Origin of the sequence: Brevundimonas sp. KM4, assembly GCF_000964075.1 — a bacterium.
Classification (GTDB): domain Bacteria; phylum Pseudomonadota; class Alphaproteobacteria; order Caulobacterales; family Caulobacteraceae; genus Brevundimonas; species Brevundimonas huaxiensis.
Genome location: NZ_JZRG01000019.1, coordinates 1 through 17,749, shown reverse-complemented (window position 1 = coordinate 17,749; position 17,749 = coordinate 1). Strand labels below are relative to the sequence as shown.

The 17,749-nt window shown below is 62.8% G+C and carries 16 protein-coding genes and 2 pseudogenes; 11 read left to right on the top strand and 7 right to left on the bottom strand.

Annotated features, from left to right (window positions below):
* On the bottom strand, positions 1 to 1,074 hold a 1,074-nt coding region (locus VH88_RS16040), incomplete at its 3' end, for a FecR domain-containing protein (protein WP_156146810.1).
* 127 nt (positions 1,075 to 1,201) lie between these two features.
* Between VH88_RS16040 and VH88_RS11405 the strand changes: the two genes are divergently transcribed.
* From VH88_RS11405 to VH88_RS11375, 6 genes are all read left to right on the top strand, one after another.
* On the top strand, positions 1,202 to 2,800 hold the full coding sequence (locus VH88_RS11405) for a ShlB/FhaC/HecB family hemolysin secretion/activation protein (RefSeq protein ID WP_156146809.1): 1,599 nt from the start codon (positions 1,202 to 1,204) through the stop codon (positions 2,798 to 2,800).
* Between the two features lie 718 nt (positions 2,801 to 3,518).
* The gene (locus VH88_RS11395; protein ID WP_045811363.1) at positions 3,519 to 4,091 is read left to right on the top strand and encodes a hypothetical protein; all 573 of its coding nucleotides are present in this window, start codon (positions 3,519 to 3,521) and stop codon (positions 4,089 to 4,091) included.
* A gap of 127 nt (positions 4,092 to 4,218) precedes the next feature.
* Positions 4,219 to 4,842: a hypothetical protein gene (locus tag VH88_RS11390; RefSeq protein WP_045811362.1), complete on the top strand. Its 624-nt coding sequence runs from the start codon at positions 4,219 to 4,221 to the stop codon at positions 4,840 to 4,842.
* 102 nt (positions 4,843 to 4,944) lie between these two features.
* Complete coding sequence (locus VH88_RS11385; RefSeq protein ID WP_045811361.1) at positions 4,945 to 5,712, top strand: fimbria/pilus periplasmic chaperone; 768 nt, start codon at positions 4,945 to 4,947, stop codon at positions 5,710 to 5,712.
* Between the two features lie 73 nt (positions 5,713 to 5,785).
* Positions 5,786 to 8,170 (top strand): fimbrial biogenesis outer membrane usher protein, encoded by a 2,385-nt coding sequence (locus VH88_RS11380; RefSeq protein ID WP_231576660.1) that lies wholly within the window; start codon positions 5,786 to 5,788, stop codon positions 8,168 to 8,170.
* Entirely contained in the window at positions 8,170 to 9,132 is a 963-nt protein-coding gene (locus tag VH88_RS11375; protein ID WP_045811359.1) for a hypothetical protein, read from the top strand. Before VH88_RS11380 ends, VH88_RS11375 begins: the two co-directional genes overlap by 1 nt.
* Before the next feature lie 46 nt (positions 9,133 to 9,178).
* Here VH88_RS11375 and VH88_RS11370 read toward each other — a convergent pair whose 3' ends face one another.
* Positions 9,179 to 9,604 carry a hypothetical protein gene (locus tag VH88_RS11370; RefSeq protein WP_045811358.1) on the bottom strand — a complete coding sequence of 142 codons (426 nt, stop codon included), beginning with the start codon at positions 9,602 to 9,604 and terminating at the stop codon, positions 9,179 to 9,181.
* Between the two features lie 896 nt (positions 9,605 to 10,500).
* On the opposite strand from VH88_RS11370, the gene VH88_RS11365 reads away from it, so the two are divergent.
* The 4 genes and pseudogenes from VH88_RS11365 to VH88_RS15695 all read left to right on the top strand — a co-directional run bounded on the left by VH88_RS11365 (position 10,501) and on the right by VH88_RS15695 (position 12,190).
* Positions 10,501 to 10,713 carry a helix-turn-helix domain-containing protein gene (locus VH88_RS11365; protein ID WP_045811357.1) on the top strand — a complete coding sequence of 71 codons (213 nt, stop codon included), beginning with the start codon at positions 10,501 to 10,503 and terminating at the stop codon, positions 10,711 to 10,713.
* Between the two features lie 95 nt (positions 10,714 to 10,808).
* Positions 10,809 to 10,997, top strand: a pseudogene (locus VH88_RS16620) (HipA N-terminal domain-containing protein); the annotation flags it as partial.
* Between the two features lie 129 nt (positions 10,998 to 11,126).
* Positions 11,127 to 11,522 (top strand): HipA domain-containing protein, encoded by a 396-nt coding sequence (locus tag VH88_RS16615; protein ID WP_255360431.1) that lies wholly within the window; start codon positions 11,127 to 11,129, stop codon positions 11,520 to 11,522.
* A pseudogene (locus tag VH88_RS15695) lies at positions 11,467 to 12,190 on the top strand (IS5 family transposase). The gene VH88_RS16615 and the pseudogene VH88_RS15695 overlap by 56 nt, the downstream one beginning before the upstream one ends.
* 81 nt (positions 12,191 to 12,271) lie before the next feature.
* Here VH88_RS15695 and VH88_RS11345 read toward each other — a convergent pair.
* The 5 genes from VH88_RS11345 to VH88_RS11325 all read right to left on the bottom strand — a co-directional run bounded on the left by VH88_RS11345 (position 12,272) and on the right by VH88_RS11325 (position 16,391).
* The gene (locus VH88_RS11345; RefSeq protein ID WP_045811355.1) at positions 12,272 to 12,529 is read right to left on the bottom strand and encodes a hypothetical protein; all 258 of its coding nucleotides are present in this window, start codon (positions 12,527 to 12,529) and stop codon (positions 12,272 to 12,274) included.
* 12 nt (positions 12,530 to 12,541) lie between these two features.
* A complete protein-coding gene (locus VH88_RS11340; RefSeq protein ID WP_045811354.1) occupies positions 12,542 to 12,940 on the bottom strand; it encodes a DUF3597 domain-containing protein in 399 nt (132 codons plus the stop codon).
* A gap of 51 nt (positions 12,941 to 12,991) precedes the next feature.
* Positions 12,992 to 13,603, bottom strand: a complete 612-nt coding sequence (locus VH88_RS11335) for an OmpA family protein (RefSeq protein ID WP_045811353.1) — start codon at positions 13,601 to 13,603, stop codon at positions 12,992 to 12,994.
* A 67-nt stretch (positions 13,604 to 13,670) separates the two neighbouring features.
* Complete coding sequence (locus tag VH88_RS11330) at positions 13,671 to 14,972, bottom strand: mechanosensitive ion channel (RefSeq protein WP_045811352.1); 1,302 nt, start codon at positions 14,970 to 14,972, stop codon at positions 13,671 to 13,673.
* Between the two features lie 229 nt (positions 14,973 to 15,201).
* Positions 15,202 to 16,391, bottom strand: a protein-coding gene (locus VH88_RS11325; protein ID WP_231576658.1) for an IS3 family transposase whose coding sequence is annotated in 2 segments (ribosomal slippage) — positions 15,202 to 16,139 and positions 16,139 to 16,391 — 1,191 coding nt in all. Because the reading frame shifts where the segments join, the coding sequence is not laid out codon by codon here.
* 379 nt (positions 16,392 to 16,770) lie between these two features.
* On the opposite strand from VH88_RS11325, the gene VH88_RS11315 reads away from it, so the two are divergent.
* The gene (locus tag VH88_RS11315; protein ID WP_045811366.1) at positions 16,771 to 17,709 is read left to right on the top strand and encodes a flagellin; all 939 of its coding nucleotides are present in this window, start codon (positions 16,771 to 16,773) and stop codon (positions 17,707 to 17,709) included.
* Positions 17,710 to 17,749: the final 40 nt, after the last annotated feature.

The following is a 17,749-nucleotide window of genomic DNA, read 5'->3' as shown; positions in this document are numbered from 1 at the left end:
ATTGCCCGGATTACCGTTGCCGGGATTGCCAGCGCCTGGGTTGCCATTGCCCGGATTGCCAGCGCCAGGGTTGCCGTTGACGGGGTTGCCCGAGCCCGGATTGCCTGAGCCAGGGTTGCCCGAGCCCGGATTACCGTTGCCCGGGTTGCCGGCGCCTGGGTTGCCCGAGCCGGGGTTGCCAGGATTAGTCGCTCCAGGATTGGCGCTGTTACCCAGGCCCGCTGCGGCATTGTTGCTTGCGTTGGTTGCAGCTGGCGGCAGTGAAGCGTTTCCGCTTGAAGCTGAGTTTCCTGCCGCAGCGGTGGACGTCGCTGTTGAAGACGTCGTTGGAACCGAAGTCGTGCTTGTGGTCGTAGCCGCTGTTGTTGTCGTCGCGGCCGTCGAGGGCCCTGATATGGAGGCCGTCACAGTAGTGGCTGCTGGCGCGGCCGCTGGGGGGTTCTGGACCAGACCATCGGTCAAGGCCTCGTAGTCCAGACTCGGCGCCGCAACGGGAGCCGCTTCCGTCGGAACTGCAGCGGCCGGTGTGGAAACCTCGACGCTGGACGGTTGTTGGCGTGGAACCAGGGCGGTGGCGCCCGCCGCCACGTCGCTGACGGCATTGCCGTTATTGGCGCGAACTTCGACCAGACCTTCTGCGACATGCACGCGGTCGCCCATTGGGTCGACGGTGACAGTAAATGTCGTCCCCTTCACCACGGCGGCAAGCAGGGGCGTCTCCACGCGGAAGTGCGGCTGCCTCTGCCGATCGACCTGGAAAAGGGCCGAGCCGAGGTCCTGCAAGACCCGCGTCATACCTCCGACTTCTGGCGCGAGCGTGGTGCGACTGTTCGGCCCTACCACGACCCTTTGCTGACCGTTCGTGATCATCGCGCGGCCGTTGCCGCCTGTCGTGACGCTGGTTCCGGTCGGTAATACCTGCCCAACCGAGCCGTTTGCAGCGGGCCGCGCCGGTATGGCCACGCGAACAACGCCCGCGACTTCCCTAATGCGCCATTCATCCGCCAGAGCCTGGGTCGGGTAGCGCACGATGAAGAAGAGGACGGCAAAGAATATTGCGTATCGATTGGCCAACGCAGGCTCCAGACATTCTGTTTGATGTTCTGGATATCAGGACGTGCCTGCCAAGCTCTTAACTGGCGATATTAACGCGATTTTTAACTCGAACGCCGTAAGTGGCCTCCCGTGTTTGGAGAACGGCGTGCGTCATATTTTCTCGACTTCATGGTTAAGAACAATCAGCGTCCTGTGGGGGATGGTGGCGGTGCTGACCGTGGCTGTCGCGGGACCGGTTCGCGCGGACGCTGAGCCGGCCTCGACGCCGGACGCCGGATGCGCCGGATGTCTGATCCTGACCAGCATGCTGATACAGGGGGTGAGCGCCTATCCACTCGCCGATCTCGCCGACACCTATGACCAGCAATTAGCGCGACGCATCTCGGTGGATGATCTGGTGCAGTCCGCCAATGCGATCACCGCGCGTTATCGCAACGACGGCTATTTCCTGACCCGCGCCGTCGTCGCCGAGACCGACCCTGCGATCGGCGCTGCCCGCATTGTCGTGTTCGAGGGCTATATCTCGGAACTGAAACTGACCGGCGATGGCGCGCAGGCTGTCGAATCGATCCTGAAGCCTTTGGTTAACCAGCGCCCCCTGACCATCGGCGAACTGGATCGCCGTCTGTCGCTGGCGTCCGACGTGCCCGGCGTCAAACTGACCAGTCGCATCGAGCCGATCATCGGCGACCCGGCGCAGCACCGCCTAGTGGTCGAGACGGAAATGGCCGCGGGCAGCGCCGGCGTCTATGCCGACAATCGCGGCTCCGAAACCCAAGGTCCGTGGCAGGTCTATTTGTCCGGCGCCCGCAACTCGACCTTTACGGCCGGCGACCAGATCACATTGGGCGTGCTGACGGTGCCGGATCGCCCTGAAGAGCTCACCTATGTCGATGCGTCCTACTCTGTCGTCGCTCCCGGAGGCGGCCGCGTCCGCTTTGGCGTGTCGGGCTATGAGACGGATGCGCCGCTTCAGAACGCATCGGGCTGGGTCGGGGGGAGCAGCCGCATGGCCTCGGTCACGCTCTCGCATCCCCTGGTCCGTTCGCGCGACAAGAACCTGTGGCTTAATGCCGGACTGGATGTCCGTCGCGTCGAGCAACACTACGTCGAGACGGGTCGCGCCGACGAGACCCTGACCGTGGCGCGGGTGTCGGTGGCGGGACAGCGACGTTACAGCCCCGGCTGGATGGCCGGCTCAATTCAGCTATCGAAAGGGATTGACGCCTTCGGCGCCACGACCGAGCGCTCGCCGCTGAATACGCGCTACGACGCGACGGGCGAGTTCTTCAAGGTCAACGCCCAGGTCAGCGCCTATCGCGATCTCAGCAAGTATGTCGGCGTCTATGTCGAGGCCTCAGGCCAATGGTCGGACGACGCCTTGCTGAGCTCCGAAGAGTTCTTCGTCGGCGGTCCGACCTATGGCCGGGCTTATGACTATGGCGAAGCCAGCGGCGACAAGGCCGTCGCCGGGATGATCGAGGCGCGGATCGGATATGATCCCAAAAGCGACCTGATCACCTTCGCCCAGGCCTTCGCCTTCTTCGACACCGCCAAGGTTTGGAACAAGGCGCCCGGACGCGACTGGTCCGAACAGCTGACGTCTGCCGGCGCCGGTTCGCGCATCACCTTCGACCGCAAGGCCACCCTGCGCATCGAGTTCGCCAAACCCCTGTCCCGTGCGCCCTATAACCAACATGACAAAGGCTGGCGCACCTTCGTGTCGTTGTCGAAACAGTTCTAGGCGCGCGTAGAAGCCCTCGCGATGCGCTGCGACGTATCGCGAGGCGGCGAACGGCCCGCCTAAATCGGCGCCGCGTTTTAAGTCGTATTGTTTCGAAGAAGTGGCGCACCCGGAGCGATTCGAACGCCCGACCCTCAGATTCGCAGTCTGATGCAATAGTCTTTTATTACAATAGCTTATTTCTGTTTGGCTGTTACATCGGCCCTTACAATGCGCGTGGCCTTCAATGAGTTACGAACGTCAAAGGGACGCTTTTCTTGTGGCCGACCATAGCCGCCTTCGTTTTGGCGTGGCCGATGGAAGTCTCGCGATCCCAGCAGTATCCTCGCATTTTGCGTATGGGCGTGAACGGGCCAACGAAATACTGAGGCCGTACAACCCATCAACACGGCTGAGGTGATATTCGCTCTATCTGCGTCGGTTAGTCGCCCGAGCTTCTGATCTGCCAACCTCGCTTTGTGAGAGCAGCCTCGGTGCCGATTTGATACACTCAGGCTTGTTGAGCATACAACTCCTGCCTCGAACGCCCCTTGGGACAAATTCACTAGAGTTCTTCGTCGAATCACCCTGCTCCATCAGAATTTAGTTAACAGGATGTTAATTTCGCTTGCTTTTCGCCCTATCACGGATCAAAGGTGTCCCAAATTGGCATGGCACACCTTTTGTAGGGCCGTGACCAGTCAAGGCGCTGACGAAGCGTCGGGGGCAGGGGTTGGGAATGGCTATCAAGCGCTTCGTAGAGGAAGCGGCCTTAGGGGTCGCTGCGGCGGCCTGCTTGTTTGCAGGAACCGTCAATGCACAGTCTGCCGAAGGCGTCGATATTGCGGTGACCGCGACTGTGGCCGAACGCTGTGGGTTCAAGCCGGGCGCTATCGGGACCATCGACGTCGCCACTGATCTGGAAGACGCCCACAGCCAAAATCTGGCGCTGCGCATCGACTGCAACACTCCATTTTCTATCTCTGCGCGGGCGACGGCAGGCCGCCTGGTCAACCAAACTGCCTCGGATGATCGATCCGGCTATGCCTTCAACAAGATCTATGGCCTGAGCGTCAAAATCGAAACCGACGAAGGTCAAGTGCAGAGTGGACGCTGTTTGTCGACCGAACTCCGCGACGGTGGCGACTGCATTCTGGCTCAACCGAACGGCCTGGGCTCCGGGGATGGTGTCGCGATTGATCGCGATGCCGTCCTGACCGTCGATTGGCCGTCGCAAACGACCTTGAGTCGCCGTCTGGCCGCAGGTCAGTACAGCGACACCATCACACTCACCATCGGCGCGCGCGCATGACGCAGCGAAGCCGAACACAGAATTCGCGGAGGCGCTTTGACGTCGCCCGAAGCCCCGAGGCAGAGCATTTCGCCTTCCTCGATCACACCGTCGGTCAAGACCGGCCTATTCTTTCAAGGAACGTAAAATGAACCGTATCGCTTTCGTGGCCGTTTCGGCCGCCGCCCTGATGATCGCTGGCGCCGCTTCGGCTCAGACGGCTCAGTCGGAAACTGTCGTCATCAACGCTTCGGTCGCTCCGAAGTGCGGCGTCTCCGCCCAGACATCCACCGTGACGCTGGGGTCAGAACTAACGGACGCCAACGCCAAAGTCCGTTCTGCTGTGACCACCGAAATCGCTAATGCGTTGAATGGTGCAAACATCATTGCCTTCTGCAATGGCGTTAACAACAAGGTCGAGGTCAAGCGCGCCGTCCTTGCTCGTACAGGCTCGACAGGTTCCGGACTTACTCAAGGCGACTTCGCCCAGTTCATCCGTTACAATCTGGACGCCAGCCTGAACAACGTCTTTTTGGACTCGACCAGCACCGACGGCTCTTCTACCGTGGCTTCGCGTTTCGGCGGCCACGATAGCCCGAACGAGCCGAATACGCGCGTTCGGTTCACTCAAGCGGCAAGCGACGGCGCGGCTGTCGCTTCGAGCAACGGTTCAAGCCCGACTGCCACAAACTGGTCATCGCTGACCGATCGTCGTCTGGCTGCCGGCACTTACACCGGCTCGGTCGAATTGATCGTGACGCCGGGCACTTGAGGCCCGACTGTTAATGCCGGCTTCACCGAGCCGGGATATTCGCCGGATTGGTTCAGATGGACCAATCCGGCGTTTTCTTCAGCCATTGCTCTAGGATTTGTTATGTTTGGCGGTGGTTTTCGGATCTTAAAGGCCTTTGGTTTAGCGAGCGCTGCGCTTCTGGTGTCCGGGCTTCCGGTCGCCGCGCTGAACGTCCAGCCTGTCGTGCTGGATCTTCTGACATCCGGCCGTCGAAGCTCGGCCGTCGTGACGCTGCAAAACACCTTCACGACCACCGTGCCGGTCGAATTGGTCGCGCGTCCCGTCGAACTAGTGGACGGTGAATTTCGCGAGACAGACCAAGAGAGCGAAGATCTGCTGATCTTCCCCGCCACCGCGACCGTCGAACCCGGTCAATCTCAGGCGTTCCGCGTCCAGTGGGTGGGCGATCCCGCTCCCACCGGCAGTCGCCATTATTACGTTTCAGTCGCGCAACTCCCCATTCAGTTGCCTGAGAATGAGAACGCCATTCAGGTTCTCTACAATTTCAAGGTTCTGATCAGCGTTGGCCCCAACGGCGCTTCACCCGACCTCAAGATCGCCTCCGCAGCAATCGAGACGGACGCAGACGGCAAGAGCCGCCCAGTGATCCAGGTCAGCAATGCCGGCGCGACCTATGGCTACGTCGGCCGTGGGCGCATGACCATAACGCAACGCGCGCCAGACGGCGCGGTTGTCTTCCGCGAGTCCTATGAGCCGGATGAGATCCAGCGCCGCATGGGGTTGGGCCTGATTCCGTCGGGCGCGAGCCGCCGACTGCCGATCAATGTCGATCTGCCGCGCGCGGATGGCGCTGTCGTGGTGGATATCGCCCCCGTCGAGGGTCGCTGACACGATGAAGCTCCTGCCGTGGATGATCGCTATCGCAGCCACGAGCTGCGTCGTCCCGGCATGGGCCGACGGAATGGGCGAAATCATTCAGACCGCGCCACGTCCGCCCGAGCGGCTGAATACGTCAGGGCACGATATTCCGCTTGGCGGTCCCTTGCGTGACGGCGCCTTCATATTGGGCGAGGTCGAGTACGTCCTGACGGCGGATGACCGCATTCTGGTCGATATGGATACGCTTCTGCCCCTGTTAGAGTCCCGCCTTTCGACGGTAGAGGCCGCCCGAATCCGCGCGGCGACGGCGAGTGATGATCGCGTCTCGACTGAGACCCTGGCGGCACTGGGGGTGCCGCTGGCCTACGATCCGGCGACCTTCGGTCTGATCATGACCCTAGACCCCTCGTTACGGCCCAGACAATCGATCAGCATCGCCGGATCGAGCTATGCCGTGACCGGACGCCTGGAAGCACCGGCGCGGCTGTCGGGCTATGTCACCGCCTTCTTTTCAACCGATTACGTTCATCAGGGCCTGAGCGACAACACGGGCTTCGACACCCCCACTATCCTGCTCGATAGCGCCATCCGTTATCGCGGGGTGGTGCTGGAGAACGAAGCAACCATCAGCGACGGGTTCAGCCGCGACGGCACGCGTCTCGTCTATGATGATATCGAACGCACAGCGCGCTATACTGCAGGCGACCTGAACCCGATCTCGCGTGGCTTCTCGGGCGCGACGTCGATGGCCGGCCTGTCGATGGTCCGCTCTTACGCGGAACTGGAGCCCCAGAGAAACGTCCAACCGCGCGGCCAGCGCACCTTCACCTTGGAGCGCGCCTCCACGGTCGAGACCTCTATCAACGGCCGGTCCGTCCAGCAGACCCGTCTTGAGCCCGGGACCTACGACATCCGCGACTTCCCTTTCGCACAGGGCGCCAACGACGTTCGTCTGGTGATCCGCGACGATGCGGGCCGCGAGACGGTCTTCAACTTCTCGCTCAACTTCGACCGCAGCCTGCTGGCGCGCGGCCTTGCGGAGTTCGGCGTCTTCGCCGGTGTAGAAAGCAACCCCGGTAATGACGGTCTTGACTACACCGATCAAGTCGGCGGATCGGGCTTCTATCGCCGAGGTCTGACGGACGCCTTCACCGCCGGCGCGAATTTCCGCGTCAACAACGATGGCGGCGTCGTCGGAACCGAAGCTGTATGGGCGTCGCCCATCGGCACAATTGGCGGCGACTTGGCCGCCTCGTCCATCAACGGCATCGGCGAAGGCTATGCCGTGAACGTCAGCTTTGAGCGCACATTCGGCGACGGATTCGGCGCGGTTCGCACCCTGACCGGCACCTTCCAGACCGTGAGCGAGGATTTCGCCACGCCGGGCACACTGGCGGCCGACAATCGCTACGTCTGGGAAGCGGGCCTGACCTATGCCCACAGTATCGGCACGACCCAGTATGTCACGACCGACGCCTTCTATTCGGCCGGTCGGGGCGCTGAGCCGGACCAGCGTACGTTGCGCGCGACCTACGGCTGGCGCGCCAGCCCGCGTCTGCAATGGACCATGGAGGGCATCTACGAGGACCGTCGGAACAAGGAGGAGTACGGCGTTCGCCTCGCCCTCATCTACCGCTTCAGCCCGTATTCGAGCGGCACGGCCGAGGTGGATTCGCGTCGCGATCGTGCTCGCGTCGGCTATCAGACATCGCGTGGACGCGGCGTCCATTCCTGGAGCGCGGCGGCAAATATCGATCGTTCGGAATCGGCGACAGGTGTCAACGCCTCCTTTAACAGCGTGTTGAACCGCGTCGAACTGGGCGCCAGCCATCAGACCTTCTTCGATTCCGACGGTGGAGAGATCACCGACCAGCGGACCTCACTGCGCGCCGGCGCCTCTTTGGCCTTTGCCGACAGCGCCTTTGCGGTGTCGCGCCCGATCTACGACAGCTTTGCCCTCGTGCGGGCGCATCCGTCGCTGAACAACGCCGTAGTCTACATCGACCCGCGGGACGAGTTCTTCTCTGCGCGCTCGGGCGTTCTGGGTGGCGCGGTCTCGCCGGAGCTCAGCGCCTACTCTCCGCGCGTCCTGACCTTCGACGCACCCGAAGCTCCTCCGGGCTACGACCTAGGCGCAGGCTCGGCTCAGGTGCTGCCGCCCTATCGGTCAGGGTATCTGATCACCGTCGGCTCAGATTATTTCGTGTCTGCAGTGGGCCAGCTTATGACAGCGAGTGGCCAGCCGCTCTCCCTCTGGGTGGGTCAGGCCGTCGAACTGGCGCACCCCGACCGCAAGCCAATCCGAATGTTCACCAATGCGTCAGGGCGGTTCTCCGTCCAGGGTCTGCGCCCCGGCCGCTGGCGGATCGAAACGTCTTTGTCCTCGCCGACCGTCTATTATCTCGATGTTCCTGCCGACGCCCAAGGATTGGTGCGTATCGGCATCCTTCGCCCGGAGACACGCTGATGAAGAGGACACTGATCGCCGCTGCCGCCCTTGCGACGTTCTTGGTCGTGGCGGCGCCTCAGGCCGCATTGGCTGGCTGCGCGGAGTTCCAGATCACCGGTCAGGATCTGTCGCTTGAATACGATCCCTTCTCGCCGGCACCCATCGAACGCGCCTTCACCTTGAGAGTGCGCCGCGTCGATGGGGCGGCGACCGCCGTCCGCTTTCTGCTCGCCGATATCGATTCGCCGGCTGGCGCGCCGCGGATCAGTTCGGGCCCAGGCGGTTACGACATTCGCTGGAATCGCGACACCTCACGCCAGGTGTTCGTGACCGGCGCCGAACAGCCGAACGCCACCAACGGAGCCTTGGTCCAATTCGGCGACGGCCCCTCCGGCGACCTAGCGTCCGAGACCATGCGGTTCAGCCTACCTGCCGGCCAAGACGCGTCCTCCGGCGACTACTATGAGGCACTGGAGGCGCGTTTCGTCTGCTATTCCGGCGACCAGATCGTCGGTCCTTCCGAATTCCAGCGGGGCGCCGGCCTGGCCGTCGATCTCAACGTGCCGGAACGGATTTCGACCTACGTTGGGGCGGCCGGCGTTCGGCGCGGCGAGATCGCCTTCGGCGCGCTGGACCCGACCGGGGGCACCGTGACGCGCAACCTGGTAGTCACGACCCAATCGACCGTGCCCTATGACATAGACGTCGCCGCCCGGTGGGGTCGGCTGCAACGCCGCGAGGGCGATCCGTACGGCCTGAACTATGGAATGAAGCTGTCCGGCGTGACCATTGAGTCTGGATCGAAGCTAAGTTGCACCAGGACGCCAGCGCCGGCGGGGCGTGCTCATCCATTCCAGGTCGAGCTACCCCAGGCTCAGGCGGCCAACATCCCCGCCGGCGCCTATTCGGACGTCGTCACGCTGACCTTCACGCCTCGCGCGGGCCTGTCGTCGCCGTCGCAATGCACGCCTCGTTTATAGGATCGACGAGCGCCGCCCCGACCCACGGGTCGGTGTCAGATGGGTGTCAGAAGATCATGCCTTTAGGCTGAGCTTCGATATTGACCGGCACCGCCAAGGTGTTGTCGGCGACCAGCAGCGTCAGATTGCGATCGCGATAATCGGCGTGGTCGCTATCGACGATGACGGTGCGGGTAGAGTCCGAAGCGATGGGAATACGCTGGCCATCCACCATCACCGCCGCGTCCTCGAGACCCGCCGGATGCAGCAGTACGAGACGATAGCCATCGACGTTGTTGCAAAGCTCGGTCAAGCGGCCGAGGTCTCGCTTGCCATTCTCCGCGACCCGTGGCGAACCACCGGCCAGGGACACGCGGCACACCGTTGCGACGCGTCCCATAATGTTGATCACGGGCCCTGCAGCGGCGGGCTGGGCCAGCAACATCAGCGCGATAACGGACATCGCCATACCCTTGGCTCGGTTCGTATTCATCGGATCAATCCTTCGATCTACGAGACCGATGATAGACGACGAGATTCAAGGGCGGATTAAGCGGGATGGTGAAAATGCGTTAGCGTTGTTTTGAATTCCACAACGTCAGCCGTGTCCCTACCGTCCCGCCCACACACGCGCCTTGAACACGCAGCGCACCACTTAAGTTTTTCCGCAACGTCTTCAGCAATTTCAGAAAACTGGCGCACCCGGAGCTATTCGAACGCCCGACTCTCAGATTCGTAGACTGGAGAAAACCAATTGAAAAACAGAGGCCTAGCTTTTGAGCCTTGTAACAACAAAGCCTTTGGTCGACTTGCCACGCATCGATGTTTCTAGACAAAGGCGCTCGAGACGGCGCCGCCGCGCCTTGGATGGGGGTCCTTAGCGCCATAAGGTTGCGTTGTCACATCTTTAATGGATGTTGCACCGGGGCGGGGAAGCACTGACCGGCAACTTCACGTCAGCCTTGTGCTGAAGGCGCAGAAATGCCCCACTAACAACAGGCTAGTGGAGGGGGCTCCAGTTCGGCCGGTAAGAAACGTCCTGCCCAAGAAACGCCCATAATACCCTGGGCGAGCGGGCTGTTTTCGTTTGTCTTTTTCTGGTGCGGAGAACTGGAAGTCATTGAATTCGCTATAGATGTCAGCGTTGACATCGTAGGGGTCACAGGTTCAATCCCTGTCGCGTCCACCATCTCTTTCAAAGACTTAGCTGATGTTTGGGCCTGCTGCGCATGAGCCTGCCCATGATTGGCCCATGAAACGCTAATCTGCCCGATCGGTAAGATTTCATGCGTGGTGAGGCAGGGGGCAGGGTTTATCTTCCCGATCGGTAAGAATGGCCTTGACTAAGGTCGAAATCTGCTGCGATCTTCCCGATCGGGAAGAGCGCGCATGATCGTCACTGCGGAAGATTTCGGCCGGCAGGTCGCCGAGGCGCGCCGCGCTCTTGGCCTGACCCAGCGCGACCTCGCCCTGGCGATCGGAACCGGCGAGCGGTTTATTGTCGAGCTGGAGGCGGGCAAGGCCACCGCCCAACTCGGCAAGGCGCTCGCGGCCGCCAAGGCGGTCGGCGTTCGCTTGGAGAACACGGCGGGGCGTCGCTGATGCCTGTGCTGTTCCATCGCGACAGCCCGGTCGCCAAGGTGACGCCGTCGCCGGCGGGGCTGAACCTGATCTATGACTAGACCTGGCGCGCCTCGCCGGAAGCCTTTCCGGTCTCGCTGTCCATGCCGATGGCGGAGGCCGCATGGCCGCCCGAGGTGGTCGTCCCTTGGGTGATGAACCTGCTGCCCGAAGGCGAGCCCATGCGCGCCATGCAGCGCGCGCTCGGCGTCGCTCAAGAGGATGTGCTCGGCCTCCTCTCGGCCGCTGGCGGCGACGTCGCAGGCGCCCTGCGCGTCGGCGGCCCCCGCGCGGAGCAGGGCGACTACCGCCCCCTACCGACGCCGGATGATCTGGAACGGATCATCGGCGAGTTGCCTCGCAAGCCTTTCCTGGCAGGGGACAAGGGCGTGACCATGAGTCTGGCCGGCGCTCAGGACAAGTTGCCGGTGGCGCTGCTGAATGGTCAGATCGTCATCCCGCTGGATGGTGCGCCTTCGACCCACATTCTGAAGCCCGACAACCCCCGCCTGCCCGGCAGCGTCCAGAACGAAGCGTTGTGCATGCTGCTCGCCGCGCGGTGCCGACTGCCGACGGCTTCAGTCACGACCGGTCGGGCTGGCGACCGTTCCTATCTGCTGGTCGATCGCTATGACCGCGCGGGCCATGCGCCTGCCGCCACGCGGCTGCACCAGGAGGACTTCTGTCAGGCGCTCCGCTTGCCGCCGGGCGCCAAATTGGCTGACGGACGAGCAGATGGCTCGGCTGGAGCCCTTCTTCCCCAAGAGCCACGGCAAGCCGCGGGTGGATGACCGCCGGGTGCTGAGCGGGATCATCTTCGTCAACCGCAACGGCCTGCGCTGGCGAGATGCGCCGGCGGCCTCCGGGCCGCACAAGACCCTCTACAACCGCTGGAAGCGATGGAGTGAGGCTGGCGTCTTCATCCGGATGATGGAGGGCCTGTCCGGGGCTCAGACCGAACGCCGCACGGTCATGATCGACGCGACCTATCTGAAGGCGCACCGCACGGCTTCGAGCCTGCGGGTAAAAAAGGGGGTCTCGGGCGACTGATCGGACGCACGAAAGGCGGCATGAACACCAAGCTTCACGCCGTGACCGATGCGAACGGAAGGCCCATCAGCCTCTTCATGACAGCGGGTCAGGTCAGCGACTACATCGGCGCTGCCGCTCTCCTGGACAGCCTGCCCCGCGCCCAGGGGCTTCTGGGAGACCGAGGCTACGACGCCGACTGGTTCCGGGACGCCTTGCAGGCCAAGGGGATCACGCCGTGCATCCCAGGCCGCAAAACCCGCACCGAACCCATCCGCTACGACAAGCGACGCTACAAGCGGCGAAACCGGATCGAAATCATGTTCGGCCGCCTGAAAGACTGGCACCGGGTCGCCACCTGCTACGATCGCTATCCGACCGTCTTCCTGTCGCCATAGCCCTCGCCGCTACCGTGCTGTTCTGGCTATGAGTCTTGAGCCTAGGGTCAGGCCGTTGTCTCGCAAGAAGCGCTTCATACTGACACCCTCTGTACCGCGCCCAGTCCGAGGCGCTATTGTCGCTCCGATCTCGACACGCCCAATAGGCGGACCATCCTCGCCATCATCAAATCCGTCAACATCTCAGCCGCGCGGGCGGTGACTGGCGAGCCCGCCTGACCGAAATAGCGGATCGATGCATCAAGGCGATCATTGCTCAGGCCGTCGATGGCCGCCTTGATATCCGTCCATTTGGATTGCCCAGGCGAAGGCTCTTCCACATCCAGGTGGCGAGCGAGCAGGAGAATCGCAGCAGTGTCTTGAGCCGACATCGACCTGTTCGATTAGTCTCGCAGACTGGCCGGAACCTGGCCGCCATTCTCCGCAAGCTTTCGCCAGACCGCTTTGGACAGGGCGATGTTCTGTTCCGCCGAGCCATGAGCGCCAGCGTGCACGCCCAACTCCTCGGCGAGGTCCTTGCGGGCGTCGAGGCTGGAATCCAGGTCGAGTAGCTTGAGCAGATCGACGATCGATGTCCGCCAGTTTCCGCCGCCGCCCTTCATCTCGGCCATTTGGGAGAGGATCTGGTCCACATCGACCGGTTGAGGCGTGAAGGGAGTGGCGGGCGCCGCAGGAACGGGCTGTGCCGAGACTGGGGTGCTCGTGGGCGCTTGGGCCTGAGGCGTCCTCGGACGCGCCTTATGGCCGGTGATCTTGTCCCAAATTCTTCCGAAAAAGCTCATGACGTCTCCTCTGAAGGTGGATGGCCCGGGCGCTAGCCCCGGCCTGTGCGGTTAGCGCTGGACGACGACCAGTTCCGTGCGGCGGTTTTCAGCAAGTCCTCCGGCGGTGGCGTTGCTGTCGACGGGGTTGGTTTCCCCGCCTGAAAGCGCCTCGATACGGCGGGCATCCACGCCGGCTGCCGTCAGGGCGGAACGGACGATGTCGGCCCGGGCCTGGGCGAGGGTTCGGTTCGCGGCGTTGGAGCCGCGCGCGTCCGCATAGCCGTACAGGCGGATCTTGGCATTCGGGTAGCGGCTCAGAACAGCGGCGACGGCCGCGATCTCGGGACGATCCTGGGGCCGAATGGTGCTGCTGCCGGTGTCGAAGTTGACGCGCTCGAACGCGAAAGTGCGCGGGGCGGCGTCCGAGCCAGCGAGGTAGGCGTCCAGCCCCGAAACCCCAACGGAAGCATTTGTGGCGGGCATGACCGGCGTCTCGGTCGTCGGAGCTACGGCGGCGTCGTCAGTCGCTGCGGGATCCATGGCGGCGCGGTCGTCGCCACAGCGGGTCAGCATGAGTAGCAGCAGCAGGAGCACGACGGCTCCGATGATCCAGGGGAGGTATTTGCGCCAGACCGGGGCCACTGGGGTCAGGCGAGGGTCGCGATCGCGGTTATCGGTCATGTCGAACTCGTCGTTAAATGGGGAAAAGAATGCGGCCGGCGATCTCGTCGATCGTCGGCCGCGGGTCTCACTGGGGCGGGGTCTTGGTGACCTTGTCGGCCCACGTCTGGGCCACCTTGCTGGCGGCGTCGCGCCCGCCGAGCCCGAAGGCTAGCGCTGCCGCCACCGCAGCCGCCCCCAGGATCAGGCCGAAGGCGAGAAGGACGATATCGTCGGCGATGCCCATGAAGCGAAGGCCCATGGCCGTCGCCAATGCGATCGTGGCCCAACGCACCAGGGTGGAGGCGAAGCCATCGGCGCCGCCAGTACCCTTGTTGATCAGGTTGGCGACGACACCGCCGATCAGCACGCCGGCGGTGATGATGATCCCGCCGACGATGACGTGTCCGGCCAGGGCCAGGATTTCCTGCAGCGTCACGGCGATCGTGCCGAACTGCAGAAGCTTGGCGGCCTCGACCGCCGTGAAGGCGACGATCGCCGCCATTGCGATCTTGCCCACGATGCTGGACGGCGTCATCGGCTTGGGCACATCACTACCTAGAGCCCTTGCGGTGGCCGGTGTCACGTCACCGGCATAGGGAGCCGTGGTCGGCTTCGGCGCGGCCGGAGCCTGAGTCGTGGCGGTCAGAGCCGTCAGGCTCGAGATGCTGCGATCGAACCCAGTCGCCGGCAGGATTCGTTCGATCAGCTGGGCGACCCAGCGACCGATGAACCAACCCACCGCCAAAACCATGGCAGCGGCGAGAACATGCGGGATCGCAGCCAAGACAGTCGACAGCACGGCAACCGCCGGAACCGTCAATGACTCGATGCCCAGCTGCTCCAGCGCCGCGATCGTGATGGGGATCAGAATCAGGACGAACACCAGGGTGCCGATCGCGGTGCTGACGCCAGTCGAGCCCGTCGCCTTGGCCAGGCCGGCCTTCTCAAGCCAGCGATCCGCGTTGGCGGCCTGCAGTGCAGCCTCGACGACTCGCTTGGCCAAAGTCGCGACTACAAACCCAATGAAGAAGATCAGGACCGCGCCGAGGACGCTCGGCACGAAGGACGCGACCTGCGTGAGCAGTGAGTTCAGGGGCGTGACGACCTGGCCCAGGTTCAGGACGCCGAGGGCGGCGACGACACCGAACAAGAGGATTAGCCAAAAGGCGACATCTCCCAGGCTGGCGCCGATCGAGTGCTTCGGGTTGTCACTGGTGCTCGCCTTGGCGGCGCCAGGAATACGATTGATCCCCTTCGCCAGGGCCCATTTCACGGCCTTGCCGATAAACCAAGCCGCGATGAGGATCAGCACAGCGCCGATCACCTTGGGCGCCCACTCATAGAGCAGCGCGTCCCATCCGATGAACTCGTAGTTTGTCCTTTGCATACATCCCTCAGGCCTGACGCTGATCGCGCGGGTTTCCAGTGGGCCTAACAAGATCGAGCCTGTTCTTGTTCCGGCGCTAACGAGAGGATTCGCCGGAACGGATGGTTGGCTCATCGCTAACGGGGCCGAAGCGGCTTTCCGAACGTCCGCACGACATCCAATCAACTCATCCAGCAGGAACATCCATGTCGACGCCAGAAGATCTGAAAGGTGACGTGACCCCCGTTTCTCATCCAGCCATAACGAGAGTCCTTTGGTGATCTGAACTGGGGTTAGTGGGGTTGGCAAGAGGCCGGTCAGCGCAGCCTCCAACCAGCGCAGCGGACCGGCCGATCTTTCCGCTGAGCGCATCTGCGTAGGCCTGCGGCGTCAGCCAGCCGAGCTTCGAGTGCGGCCGGGTTTCGTTGTAGTCGCGCCTCCAGGTTTTGAGCACCGCACGGGCGTGCGGCAGGGATCGGAACAGCGTCTCGTTCAGCAGCTCGTCACGCAGACGGCCGTTGAAGCTCTCGTTGAAGCCGTTCTGCTGAGGCTTGCCAGGCGCGATGTAGTGCCAGCCCACACCGGCGTCGTCGGCCCAGGCCAGGATGGCGTTGGACGTGTATTCCGTGCCGTTGTCGCTGATGATCGTCTCGGGTCGCCCGCGTCGCAGGATGATGGCGTCTAACTCGCGCGCCACCCGTCGCCCTGACAGCGAGGTGTCGGCGACGAGCCCGAGGCACTCGCGGGTGCAGTTGTCGATCACCGTCAGGATGCGGAAGCGCCGCCCGTCCGTCATCTGGTCGGACACGAAGTCCAGCGACCAGCGCTGGTTTGCGACCAGAGGAATCTCCAGCGGCCGCCTTGTGCCCATCGCGCGTTTGCGCCCGCCGCGCCGACGCACCGTCAGCTTCTCCTCGCGGTAGATCCGCTGGACACGCTTCTTGTTGACCGCATGGCCCTCGCGCCGGAGCATCACGTGCAGACGTCGATAGCCGAACCGCCGACGCTCCTGGGCCAGGGCCTTCAGCCGATCGCGCAGGGCGCCGTCGTCCGGTCGCGTCGCCTGATAGCGCACGCTCGTCCGGTCCACGCCCAGCACCCGGCAGGCCCGCCGTTCGCTCATCCCGTAAGCCGACTGCAGATGCGCCGCCGCCGCTCGATGCGCAGCGGGCGTCACCACTTTTTTCCCAGCAGATCCTTCAGCGCGACGTTGTCCAGCATCGAGTCCGCCAGCATCCGCTTCAGCTTGGCGTTCTCCTCTTCCAGCGCCTTCAGCCGCCGGGCCTCCGACACGTCCATGCCGCCATACTTGGCCTTCCATTTGTAGAAGGTCGGCGAGCTCAGCCCGTGCTTCCTGCACAGGTCCGCCACCGGAACACCGGCCTCCTGCTCGCGCAGGATCCCGATGATCTGCTCTTCCGTAAACCGTGATCGCTTCATTCTGTCCGTCCTTTCGAGGGGCGGACTCTAGCTATTCGTGGAGGAGTTTCAGGGGGTCACGTCACCGCGAACCGTCGACGTGTGTCGGTGGCTACCAAGGGCTGCCAAATGCGGTGAGGCGCTCGGCAGTGCGCGATAACCGTGGGCGTGGGTGAAGCGCAAGCGTCACGTTAGGAGATGTCGGAGCGCTCTCTCGACACGATCGGACCGGCCAAGAACCCGGCATGATTTTCCGATGCCCGGCAAAATTAACCACGATTAAATATCGAGGCCTCGAGCAAGCCTTATGTTTTCAGGCTTTTACGCATGGCCCGACACTTGATTGGGGGAGAAAGAGTTTAGATCGGCGTCGCCCGACGCGCATCACCAGGACCACTCCATGGCGCACAACAGTATCAACACCAACGTTGGCGCGCAGATTGCGCTGCAGAATCTTAATCAGACAAACCGCGAATTGAACGTGGCCCAGAACCGCGTCAACACCGGCCTGAAGGTCGCCACGGCGAAGGATAACGGAGCCATATTTGCCATCGCCGCGACGCAGAAGGCCGAAATGGGCGCTCTCGACGCAGTGAAGCAGTCTCTGCAACGTGGGCAATCAATCGTCGATGTCGCACTAGCCGCCAGCGAGACGGTGATGAGCGCACTGACGGAACTGAAGAGCTTGGCTGTGGCTATTGCTGATGCGCCGAAGTCGTACAACAACGCCACTCCGCCAGTCGTTACCGGTGTCGGCGACAGCGGCAAAAAGCTGATCAATGATTTCGAAGCTTTGGTCAAAGAGATACACACCTCGCTTGCCGGCGCCTCGTTCGACGGGGTCAACCTCTTCAAGGCGCAGGCGACGGACCTGCAGGTCATCCGCGGTACAAAACCAGGCGAGACCTTCATGTTGAAAGCAGCGGCAGACCCTGCTGCGGCCGCTATTTTTGCCTTTGGCTCGACCGGAGCGACAGGTAACGCCGCTGCTACATTTGACCAGGCGACCGGCGCTTGGTCGCCGAAGGCGGGAGCGCTTGCTGGCGCGGCGCCGACTGCCTTGAGCGACTACACGGTCGGTAATGTCGAAACCGCCATCGCTGGTTTTACGGACGTGATGGCCCAAATAGGCACCAAATCCAAATCCGTTGACCGGCAACTTACGTATGTTGGCAAACTTCAAGACTCCTTGGAAACTGGGGTCGGCAACCTGGTCGATGCCGATCTGGCGAAAGAGAGTGCACGTTTGCCGGCGCTTCAAACCAAGCAGCAGCTCGGCGTACAGGCGCTCTCGATCGCGAACCAGTCGCCGAGCATAATTCTCAAGCTGTTCCAATAGGCGGCGCTGCGCTGAAGCGGCGGGATCAGCAGTCGTTCCC

What these genes read in the sequence shown, in the direction of transcription:
- VH88_RS11395 (WP_045811363.1), top strand. Translation starts at nt 3,519, where the DNA reads ATGGCTATCAAGCGCTTCGTAGAGGAAGCGGCCTTAGGGGTCGCTGCG.
- VH88_RS11390 (WP_045811362.1), top strand. Translation starts at nt 4,219, where the DNA reads ATGAACCGTATCGCTTTCGTGGCCGTTTCGGCCGCCGCCCTGATGATC.
- VH88_RS11385 (WP_045811361.1), top strand. Translation starts at nt 4,945, where the DNA reads ATGTTTGGCGGTGGTTTTCGGATCTTAAAGGCCTTTGGTTTAGCGAGC.
- VH88_RS11380 (WP_231576660.1), top strand. Translation starts at nt 5,786, where the DNA reads ATGGGCGAAATCATTCAGACCGCGCCACGTCCGCCCGAGCGGCTGAAT.
- VH88_RS11375 (WP_045811359.1), top strand. Translation starts at nt 8,170, where the DNA reads ATGAAGAGGACACTGATCGCCGCTGCCGCCCTTGCGACGTTCTTGGTC.
- VH88_RS11370 (WP_045811358.1), bottom strand. Translation starts at nt 9,604, where the DNA reads ATGAATACGAACCGAGCCAAGGGTATGGCGATGTCCGTTATCGCGCTG.
- VH88_RS11365 (WP_045811357.1), top strand. Translation starts at nt 10,501, where the DNA reads ATGATCGTCACTGCGGAAGATTTCGGCCGGCAGGTCGCCGAGGCGCGC.
- VH88_RS16615 (WP_255360431.1), top strand. Translation starts at nt 11,127, where the DNA reads ATGAGTCTGGCCGGCGCTCAGGACAAGTTGCCGGTGGCGCTGCTGAAT.
- VH88_RS11345 (WP_045811355.1), bottom strand. Translation starts at nt 12,529, where the DNA reads ATGTCGGCTCAAGACACTGCTGCGATTCTCCTGCTCGCTCGCCACCTG.
- VH88_RS11340 (WP_045811354.1), bottom strand. Translation starts at nt 12,940, where the DNA reads ATGAGCTTTTTCGGAAGAATTTGGGACAAGATCACCGGCCATAAGGCG.
- VH88_RS11335 (WP_045811353.1), bottom strand. Translation starts at nt 13,603, where the DNA reads ATGACCGATAACCGCGATCGCGACCCTCGCCTGACCCCAGTGGCCCCG.
- VH88_RS11330 (WP_045811352.1), bottom strand. Translation starts at nt 14,972, where the DNA reads ATGCAAAGGACAAACTACGAGTTCATCGGATGGGACGCGCTGCTCTAT.
- VH88_RS11315 (WP_045811366.1), top strand. Translation starts at nt 16,771, where the DNA reads ATGGCGCACAACAGTATCAACACCAACGTTGGCGCGCAGATTGCGCTG.